Raw genomic sequence first — 9,905 nt, 5'->3', positions numbered from 1 at the left:
AGACCGCGGCGGCCGCCGCAGCGGCGCAGGCCGCCGCCGAGGCCGCCGCCGCCCAGGCCGCAGCAGACGCCGCCGCCACGGCCACGCCGACACCCTCGGCCACCACTCAACCCAGCACGACCGGGCCCGTCACGGAGCTTGCCGCGACTGGAATCGACATCGCCCCCGCTCTGATCGGAACCGGCGCGTTGCTCGGCGTCGGACTCGTGCTCATATTGGCCGGGCGGTCACGGCGAGCGCGCCGACTCCGCTGACCGCAACATCGCGCCCAACGGCACGCGGCCCTTCCGCCAGACTGGGCAGCGGTTACACCGGCATCCGATTCTGGCCTGCGTATCGGGGAGTGCCGCTCATCGCCGCTCGGTGAGAGCGAACAGGGCGGTTCGCACGCGCTTCATCGCGGTCGTGAGGCCCCATTCGGCGGAGAGACGGTCGAGCTCGGCATCCTGCTCCGGGGTGCTCGGGCGGATCCGGGCGTCGAATGCCGGGAGCTTCAGGTCGCGCACGACGTTGACGACGGTCGGTGCGACTGTGAGGTAGTCGGCGGCGGCGATGATCTTGCCACGCACACCCGCTGCCAGCGCCGAGGCCGGATCGGCGGCCGCTGCGACGATCCCGTCGAGGTCGCCGAAATCGGCAAGCAACGTAGCTGCGGTCTTCTCACCCACCCCGGCGACCCCGGGAAGTCCGTCGGAGGCGTCGCCGCGGAGGGCCGCGAAGTCGGCGTACTGCGCCGGGGTGACCCCGGTCTTGGCAAGCAGCGCGGCATCGGTGAGCGTCTCCAGCCTGGCCATGCCGCGGCCGGTGTAGATCACCCGCACGTCGCGGGAGTCGTCGACGAGCTGGAAGAGGTCGCGGTCGCCGGTGATGACATCGACGGGCACGTCCGCGTGCGAGGCGAGGGTGCCGATCACGTCGTCTGCTTCGTGCCGCGGGGCACCGATCACCGGGATTCCGAGCGCGGCGAGCAGCTCGCGGATGATCGGAATCTGCAGGCTGAGGAGGTCGGGGACGTCCTCGGTCGCGGTGGGGGCATCCGCTGCGGGAGACTCGACAGCCGCGGCGACCCGATGGGTCTTGTAGGTCGGGATCAGGTCGACGCGCCACTGCGGCCGCCAGTCGTCGTCCCAGCAGGCCACGATCTCAGTAGGCGGGAACTCGGTGACGAGCCGGGTGATGATGTCGAGCAGCCCGCGCACGGCGTTGACCGGCTGGCCGTTCGGCGCGCGCACGGTGTCGGGCACCCCGTAGAAGGCGCGGAAGTACAGGGCAGCGGTGTCGAGCAGCATCCGGCGCTCCGGTGGAGTGGTCACGGCGGAATCCTGACATATCGGACCCCCGTGCGTCCACCGGGGCGGGATCCCTGTCGTGGCGGGCTGTTGTGCCGGCCGAAACGCCCCCGCTCACCAGGGCGAGGGGCCGCCGCCGGGAACCGGGCCGCCGTCGAGGAGCAGGGCGCCGAGCGCGGCCTCGTCGCGTTCGGCGTGGTGCTGGCGCACGTAGAGCTCGAGGTCGGCGACCCGCTGCGAGTGACGGGCCTCGAAGGCGAGCGGCCAGGGGCCGAGCGCATGCCCGGCCCGTGCGATGACCTCCTCGACCGAGCGCGCGACGAGACCCCGCACCCTCGCCGCGAGGAGCGCCCCGGCCTGTCCGGTCGCGGTGCCGTCGTCGATCGACGCTGCCGCTGCCGCGAGGACGCCTCCGCACGCGCTCAGGGTCACGTCGATCGCACCGAGGTGCGCGAGTGCGATCTGGTCCGCCGGCCAGTCCTGCGCGCCGCGGAATACCCGACGGGCGATCCCGACCGCGCCGCCGAACCAGCACGCGGCGACGCCGATCCCGCCCCAGGCGTAGCCCGGCCGGTTGAAATACCAGTCGTCCTCGCGGATCGCGACCGCGGGCACGCCGCGGAAGTCAACGGGACCGCTCGTGATCGAGGGCAGTCCCCTGCCGACCCAGGTGTCCTCGAGCACGGTGATGCCCGGCGCGGCGAGGTCGACCGCGAAGAGCCGCAGCGCATCACTCGAGGTGTGCGCCGTGACGAGGGCATTGCTCAGCGAGCCCGCGAGCGAGCACCACGGCTTGAGCCCGTCGAGTCGCCAGCCCTGCTCCGACTCGGTCGCGTCGAGGCGGGTGCCGCGCGCTTCGGCCGCGAAGACACCCCAGCTGCGGGTCCGGCCCGTCTCACCGCCGGGCAGCTGCGCCGGTTCGACGGATGCCTGGCCCAGGACCGAGAGGGCGGCGAGATGACCGTCGGTGACGCGCGCCGCCGACAGGTCGGCCGCCGAGACCGTCGCGAGCATCTCGAAGAGGTGCCGGGTATTGCCCTCCCCGATGGCCGGAAGACGGGAACCGAGGTGCGTTGCGAGGCGGAGCGCCCGCCCGGTGTCGCCGGTCACGAGGAGGGCCTCGTCGGCGACCACCCGGAGTTGCTCACTCGACTCGCGATCACCGGGCGCACCGAGCCAGACCGGGGCACTCTCACTGTCGAAGTTCCGCTGGTTCATCTGCGGCCTCGCCTTCTTTCGCTTGTCATTCTTGACCCGCGTGCACTGTTTCGGCGTCCTCCTCTCGCCGAGCCCACTGTGCCGCATCCCCGGTTCCGCTGTGTTCGTCGTTTCACCTTCGCCGCCGGACCCGCGTTCGGATCCGAGCGTGCCCGTCCGGCCCCTGGATCAGTCGGTGATGTCTGTGAGGGCCCGGCCGGAGGGGCGGGTCGGCGACTTGGCGGTCGCCTTCCGCGGCAGGCGGTTCTCGGCGCTGACCATCCAGGCGTACTGCTCGAGCTTCTCGATGAAGCCGTGCAGGATATCGGCGCTTGTCGGGTCCTCTTCGTCAACGGCGTCGTGCACCTTGCGGATGTTCTTGACCGTCGCGTCGAGCCGTTCCGTGATCATGACGACGGTTTCCGCGGTGTCGACCTCGCCCGCCGGGAACTTCGGCAGGTGGGTGTCCTTGGCGACCGTCTCGGTGCGTCCGTCGGGGAGGGCGTCGAGTGCGCGCATCCGCTCGGCCAGCTCGTCGGAGAAGATGCGTGCATCGTCGATGATCTCGTCGAGCTGCAGGTGCAGGTCGCGGAAGTTGTGGCCGACGACACTCCAGTGCGCCTGCTTGCCCTGAACGTGGAGTTCGATCAGGTCGACGAGGACGGACTGGAGGTTGCCGCCGAGTTCAGCCGATGCCTTCATGGGTGTGCCCCTCTCACGCGGGACGTCGGCTCCGACGGATGCCGGGCGAGGGTCCCGCTCGTTTCGAACAGCACGATAGCAGGGGTGTCGCCGCCGTGTCAGGTCGAGCGGATGCCCCTGTTCGGGTGTGCCTCGACCGGCGCTAGGCCTGGGTGTCGGCCGGGGTGTCGCGGCGGCGGAAGAGCGCGGGCCCGGACTGGTCGACGGCGAGCTGAAGCCGCTCGTCGTGCGTGCCCGGCAGGGGCGGGAGCGCGTCGAGCGGCCACCAGGCCGCCGCCGTATTCTCGCCGTCGGCCGGGTGCGGCTCACCGCTCACCCACCGGCAGCGGAAGAGCACGTCGAGATATTGGGCGTGATCACCGTTGGCGTATTGGAGGGGCTCGCGGGCGAAGACACCGACGAGAGCGTCGACCTCGGCGACGATGCCGGACTCCTCGAGGATTTCGCGGGCCGCGGCATCCGCGGGTTCTTCACCGGGGTCGACGACGCCGGCGACGTTCGACCAGTTGCCGTTGTCGGCGCGGCGGACGAGGAGCGCTTCGTCGCCGCGCACGACGACCGCGGTGACGCCGATGAGCCAGAGCGGGGCGTGTCCGATGCTCTTGCGCAGTTCGAGGATGAAATCGGGGGTGGCCATCCTTCGAGCCTAGCCAGCGGATCTCCTGAGTTGGCCACCGCGGCACCGGTTGCCGGGATGCGCAACCCCCCTCGCGCTCGAACTCACCGCACAAGCCGGGTGCGAGACTGGTGACGCGGCCTCTCAGACGGACCGCGACAGGGGGGGGCGACATGACCGGATCACGGGTCGAGGGAGCGCGGCGGGGGACTTCGCGCGGCACCGGGCGCCGAATGGCGGCGGCGCTCGGCGCAGCGGCACTGCTCTGCACAACGCTCTCCGCGTGCGGGACGGCGGCACCGTCGCCGACGGCCAGTGCGACGGCATCGGCATCGGCCTCGGCCTCGGCCTCGGCCGTCCCAACGGCGACAGGTGCCCCGACCGGCACCCCCTCCGGATCACCCACAGCGGTCCCCACGCCCACGCCCGGCGATGACGTTCCCGCAGCCTGCTCCGCCGACGCGCTCGGCGCCACCCTGGCCTCGCGGCCGATGGACAGCGGGATGAGCAGCTTCTACTGGGACCTCACTTTGACCAACACCGGATCCCAGGCCTGCACCGTGCAGGGGTACCCCGGTGTCCGGCTGGTGAATGCGGTCACCGGGGCACTGCTCGGCCCGGCCGCGGCACACGAACGCTACCCGACGGTGACGGAGGCTGCCGTCGAACTCGCTCCCGGGGCATCCGCCTACAGCCTGCTGCACCTGAATCAGGCGGGCGCATACACCTGCACGCTCGTGGCCGTCACCGAGCTCGACGTGACACCGCCCGGCACGGATGTCCCTCGCCGGGTGACGACGCCCAATCCGATCCAGGGTTGCGACGACCCGCTCATCGGCCTCGTGAAGGTCGGTCCGTTCGCCCCGGCTTCTCTCGTCTACTAGTCACAAACCGGGCCGGCCCCGTTGGCAGCCGGTCCGAGCGGGATCGGCTAGTAGCCGGGGCGCCAGGTCGCGGCGGCGACCGCGGCCTCTGGGTCGGCGATGGCGACGCCGTTGACGCCGTCGCGCACCGCTTGGGTGACCACGGCGACGGCGACGCGGCGCGACACCTCGGGCAGGTCCCGGAACGAGGGCAGCACGGCCGCGCCGGGCCGGGTCACGTCGACCATGCCGGCGATCGCGTGGGCGGCGGCGAGGAGCATGGCCCGGTTCAGCACGGTCGCCCGGGCGACGATCGCTCCGAAGCAGATCCCCGGATACATCAGCGCGTTGTTGCCCTGGCCGATCTCGTAGTCGACCCCGTCGAACCGCACGGGGGCTGACGGGCAGCCGGTGCTCACGAGGGCCGCGCCGGCCGTCCACTCGATTACGTCGGCCGCGGTCGCCTCGGCGAGCTCGGCCGGGTTGGAGATCGGGCAGATCAGCGGGCGTTCGACGTGGGCGGCCATCTCACGCACGGCAGCCTCGGTGAAGGCGCCGAACTGGGTCGACGTGCCGATGAGCGCGGTCGGGTGCACAGCGGCGATCGCGCTGTGCAGCGAGCGCGGGTCGGCGAGCGCGGGCGCGAACGCATCGCCGGCCAGTTCCCGTGCGGGCCGGGCGTACCGGCGCTGGCCGGCGGTGAGGTCGGGCAGGGTGTCGACGATGAGCCCCTGCCGGTCCATCAGGTAGATCCGGGCCTCGGCCTCGGCGAGGGACTGTCCCCCGGTCACGACGAGCTCGTCGACGATCTGGTCGGCGATGCCGATCCCGGCGGTCCCCGCGCCGAAGATCAACACGCGCTGGTCGCCCAGGGTCAACCCGGAGATCAGGATGCTCGTGTTCAGGGCGGCGAGGATCGTGACGCCGGTGCCCTGGATGTCGTCGTTGAGGGTGCAGATGCTGTCGCGATACCGCTCGAGGATCGGCGCCGCCGTCGCGCGGCCGAAGTCCTCCCAGTGCAGCAGCGCGCCCGGGAACAGCCCGAGCGCCGTCTGAACGAAGTCGTCGATGAACCGGTCGTAGTCGGCGCCACGGATGCGCGGAAACCGATTCCCGAGGTACCGCGAGTCGTCGAGCAGCCCGGCATTGTCGGTGCCGACGTCGATGAACACCGGCAGGATCTGGGCGGGGTCGATGCCCGCTGCCGCGGTGTAGACGGCGACCTTGCCGGTGAGGATCTCGGCCCCGTTGACGCCCCAGTCGCCGATGCCGAGGATTCCCTCGCCGTCGGTCGCGACGATCAGGCGGATGTCCCGGCCGTTGGCGTAGATCTGGAGCGCCTCCCCGATGCTCTCGGGATCGAGTGCGGAGATGTAGGCGACATCGCTGCCCGCGTAGCAGTCGCTGTACTGCTGGATCGCCTGGGCGACGGTCGGCGCGTACACGATCGGCAGGAATTCGACGAGGTGCCGGGACATCGCATAGTAGAACAGCCGGCGGTTGCGCGCGCAGACGTCCATCAGGAACAGGCGCTTCTCGAGGTCGTTCGGCCGGGCCAGGAACCGCCGGTAGAGCTGACCCGATTGCTGCTCGATGGTCTGCACGACGTGCGGCAGCTGCCCGGTGATGCCGCCGCGCATCCGCTCGGCCCGGGTGAACGCGGTGCCCTTGTTGCGGTACGGGTCGGAGAGCAGGGAACGCCCGGTCATGAAGTGCCTCTCGCGAGTTGGAGGCCGCGACGGTGTGACCGGTGTGCCGGGCCTGAGGCTGCTGCCTACCCCGCTTCACCCAGTTTAACCCCGCGTTTACCCGAGGTTCGTCCCTGCATCGGCCGCCGAGGCGGCGCGCGCCGCATTCTTCTCCTCGCGACGGACAGCCCTGCGTTCCCTGCCGCCCTCGACGAGGAAGTACAGCACCGGGAGCACGATGAGGGTGAGCAGGGTCGAGGAGACCAGGCCGCCGATCACGACCAGGGCGAGCGGCTGGGAGATGAACCCGCCGGTGCCGGTGAGGCCGACCGCCATCGGGAGCAGGGCGAAGATCGTGGCGAGGGCGGTCATCAGGATCGGGCGCAGCCGCCGGGAGGCCCCGTTGACGAGCGCCTCGCGCACGTCGAGCCCCCGCCGCCGGTACTGGTTGACGAGGTCGATCAGCACGATCGCGTTCGTCACGACGATCCCGATCAGCATCAGCACGCCGATCAGCGAGGGCACTCCGAGGGGGATGCCGGTGATCACCTGCAGCGCGATGGCCCCCGTCGCCGCGAACGGGATGGACACGAGCAGCAGCAGCGGCTGCAGCAGCGACCGGAACGTCGCGACCATCACGATGTAGACGATCAGGATCGCGGCGAGCAGAGCGATGCCGAGCTGCTGGAACGCGTCGGTCTGGTCCTTCGTGACACCGCCAAGGGTCGCGGTCGCGCCGGTCGGCAGGGTCGTGTCGGCGAGCACGGTCGCCATCTGGGCGTTGGCGGTGCCGAGGTCGTTGTTGTTCGGCGTCGCCGAGACCGTCGCGGTGCGCAGGCCCTTCGTCGTCGTGAGGGTGGCCGGGCCGTCGACCTGCGCGACGGTCGCGAGGGTGCTGAGCGCGACCGGCCCGGCGAGGGTCGGGATCGGCAGGGCGGCGAGCTCGGCCGTCGTCGCCGGCGAGTTGGCCCCGGTGAGATACACGGACAGGTTCGCCTCGTTGATCACGATCGACCCGACGACGCTCGGCTGCATCGCCTGGGAGACGAGGGTGCCGAGCGCGAGCTCGCTCAGGCCGGCGGCGGCGGCCTTCGTGCGGTCGATCGTCACGGCGAGGTAGGGCCTGGAGGCGGCGAGGTTGCTCGAGCTCTCCTTGATCGCCTCGAGCTTCTTCACGGCGGCGAGGATGCTGTCGCTCGCTGTCTGCAGGTCGGCGCCGTTGGCCGCGGTGATGTCGACGGCGATGTCCGAGGTGCCGCCGAAGCCGCCGCCGGCCGTGACCGAGAAGTCGCCGACGCCGGTGAGTGCGGCGAGCTTGCCGCGGACGGCGTCCTGCACGGCGTCGGGCTTGGCCACGCCGTCGGTCGTGACCGAGTAGGTCACGGTGCTCGTGGTCGGCGCTCCCCCGGCGAACGCGGCGAGGGCGCTGCCGCCGCCGATCGACACCTGGACGATCTTGACGCCCGGCGTGCCGCGCAATGCCGATTCGACCGCCGTCGAGGCGGTGTCCTGGGCGGCGAGGCTCGTGCCGACCGGGAGAGCCTGGGCGACCCGGAACGTGGTCTGGCCGGTCGAGCCGAGGAAGTTGACCTTCATGAACGGGATGATCGCGACCGTTCCGCCGAGCACGAGCACGGAGAGCAGCAGGGTGGCGACGGCGTGCCGGAGCGTCCAGCGGATGATCGGCAGGTATCCGGTCTGCAGCCGGCTCGGCTCCTCGACGATCGCGTCCGCGGGGGCGGATGCCGCGCGCCGGGTCCGCCGGGACGCGGCGGCCGCAGCGGTAGGGGTAGCGGGGGTCGCCGCGGGTGCGGACCCGCCAGGGTGGTCCGCGGGCGCGTCGGCGACGGTCGTTGTTTGCGCGGACTCGGCCGCGAGCGCGCCGGGGCCGGTCGGGTCGGCGACCGCGAACGCGGCGGCATCCGTTGTCACGAGAACCGGGGCGGTCTCGGGAGCCTTACCCGGCTGAGCAGACTTCGGCGCCTTGGCGGGCTTGGTGGGCTTCGCGGGCTTCGGCGTCCTGGCGGGCTTCGGGCTCGGGGCGCGCAGGAACCAGTAGGCGAGTACGGGCACGATCGTGAGCGAGACGAGCAGGGAGGCGAGCAGCGCGATCGTGACGGTGAGGGCGAAGGGGCGGAAGAGTTCGCCGGTGGACCCGCCGACGAAGGCGATCGGCAGAAAGACCGTGACGGTCGTGATCGTCGACGCGGTGATCGCGCCGGCGACCTCGCGTACGGCCGCGACGATGGTCTCGGAACGGTCCGCCCCGGGCACGAGGTGGCGCTTGATGTTCTCGATCACGACGATCGAGTCGTCCACGACACGGCCGATCGCGATGGTCAGCGCGCCGAGGGTGAGGATGTTGAGCGAGTACCCGACGCCCTGCAGGCCGATGAAGGTGATCAGCACGGAGGTCGGGATCGAGATCGCCGTGACGAGCGTGGCGCGCACCGAGAGCAGGAAGACGAGGATCACGAGCACGGCGAAGACGAGCCCGAGGATGCCCTCCTGGGTGAGCGAGTTGATCGACTCCTGGATGAACGGGGCCTGGTCGAAGACGACGGTGAAGGTCGTGCCGGGGACGGCATCCTGAAGCCTCGGCAGGACCGCGCGCACGGCCGTCGATACGTCGACCGTGTTGGCGGCGGGCACCTTCGTGACCGCGATCGTGAGGGCCGGCTGGCCGTTGACGCGGGAGATGCTCGCGACGGGGTTCTCACCGAGCACGACGGTGGCGACGTCGCCGATCGTGGGCGGGGTGGCCGGAGCGGCGCCAGGGGCGGTGCCGGCGCCGGTTGCGAGAAGGGGCAGGGCTGCGATGTCCGCGGCGGAGGTGAGCTTGCCGCCGGCCTGGACCGACAGGGTCTTGTCGCCCTCGGTGAGCGAGCCGGCGGGGATGAGCGCGCCGTTCTGCTGCAGGGCCGAACGGATGGCCTGCGTGCTGAGGCCGCGGGCGGCCAGGGCCGCGGCATCCGCTGTGATGGTCACCCGGCGGCCGACATCGCCGACGAGCGCGGCCTCGCGCACCCCGGACACGTCACGGATGTCGCCGAGCACGCTGCGCTTGAGGTCGTCGGCGAGGGTGGCCTGGTCGCCGCCGGAGACAGCGAGGGAGATGACCGGGAAGTCGTCGATGCTGCCGCTGATCACCTGCGGGTCGAGGTTGTCGGGCAGCCGGGTCTTGATGCGGTTGATCGCCTGGCTGATGCGGGATTCTGCCTTGACGAGGTCGGTGCCGTACGTGAACGTCGCACTCACGAGCGAGGAGTTCGTGCTGCTCGTCGTCGAGGTGGATTCGAGGCCCGCGATGCCCTGGATGGCGGTCTCGATCGGCGTCGAGACGTCGTCGTTGACGACCTCGGGCGAGGCGCCGGGGTAGCTCGTGGAGACGAGCAACTGCGGCAGCTGCAGGGAGGGGATGAGTTCCTGCTTGAGGCTCGTGAGGGCGAGGCTGCCGAAGATGGCTGCGACGATCGTGATCAGGGCGATCAGGGCCCTGTTCTTCATGCTCAGCACGGCGAGAAAATGCATGGCTCAGTATCGCATCGCC

The 9,905-nt window shown here is 71.0% G+C and carries 8 protein-coding genes; 2 read left to right on the top strand and 6 right to left on the bottom strand.

Annotated elements, in window-relative coordinates; genetic code table 11:
* A partial coding sequence (locus tag E3O46_RS18445) for a hypothetical protein (RefSeq protein ID WP_198413726.1) occupies positions 1 to 254 on the top strand: 254 nt, incomplete at its 5' end.
* A 96-nt stretch (positions 255 to 350) separates the two neighbouring features.
* On the opposite strand, the gene E3O46_RS14780 is transcribed toward E3O46_RS18445, so the two are convergent.
* From E3O46_RS14780 to E3O46_RS14765, 4 genes are all read right to left on the bottom strand, one after another.
* Positions 351 to 1,289: a 5'-3' exonuclease gene (locus E3O46_RS14780; RefSeq protein WP_134561979.1), complete on the bottom strand. Its 939-nt coding sequence runs from the start codon at positions 1,287 to 1,289 to the stop codon at positions 351 to 353.
* Between the two features lie 114 nt (positions 1,290 to 1,403).
* Positions 1,404 to 2,507, bottom strand: a complete 1,104-nt coding sequence (locus E3O46_RS14775; protein ID WP_134559300.1) for an acyl-CoA dehydrogenase family protein — start codon at positions 2,505 to 2,507, stop codon at positions 1,404 to 1,406.
* A 168-nt stretch (positions 2,508 to 2,675) separates the two neighbouring features.
* Positions 2,676 to 3,290, bottom strand: coding sequence for a Dps family protein (locus E3O46_RS14770; RefSeq protein ID WP_370294943.1), 615 nt, complete (start codon positions 3,288 to 3,290; stop codon positions 2,676 to 2,678).
* Positions 3,291 to 3,330: 40 nt separating this feature from the next.
* Positions 3,331 to 3,825, bottom strand: coding sequence for an NUDIX hydrolase (locus E3O46_RS14765; protein WP_134559298.1), 495 nt, complete (start codon positions 3,823 to 3,825; stop codon positions 3,331 to 3,333).
* Positions 3,826 to 3,977: 152 nt separating this feature from the next.
* Between E3O46_RS14765 and E3O46_RS14760 the strand changes: the two genes are divergently transcribed.
* The gene (locus tag E3O46_RS14760; RefSeq protein WP_134561972.1) at positions 3,978 to 4,688 is read left to right on the top strand and encodes a DUF4232 domain-containing protein; all 711 of its coding nucleotides are present in this window, start codon (positions 3,978 to 3,980) and stop codon (positions 4,686 to 4,688) included.
* Between the two features lie 47 nt (positions 4,689 to 4,735).
* On the opposite strand, the gene E3O46_RS14755 is transcribed toward E3O46_RS14760, so the two are convergent.
* The gene (locus E3O46_RS14755; protein WP_134561971.1) at positions 4,736 to 6,376 is read right to left on the bottom strand and encodes an NAD-dependent malic enzyme; all 1,641 of its coding nucleotides are present in this window, start codon (positions 6,374 to 6,376) and stop codon (positions 4,736 to 4,738) included.
* A gap of 96 nt (positions 6,377 to 6,472) precedes the next feature.
* The gene (locus E3O46_RS14750; protein ID WP_134561970.1) at positions 6,473 to 9,886 is read right to left on the bottom strand and encodes an efflux RND transporter permease subunit; all 3,414 of its coding nucleotides are present in this window, start codon (positions 9,884 to 9,886) and stop codon (positions 6,473 to 6,475) included.
* Positions 9,887 to 9,905 lie beyond the last annotated feature (19 nt).

The organism is Cryobacterium glucosi (genome assembly GCF_004402235.1).
Classification (GTDB): Bacteria; Actinomycetota; Actinomycetes; order Actinomycetales; family Microbacteriaceae; genus Cryobacterium; species Cryobacterium glucosi.
The sequence above is the reverse complement of the archived record's forward strand: the minus strand, read 5'-3'. Positions and strand labels throughout refer to the sequence as shown.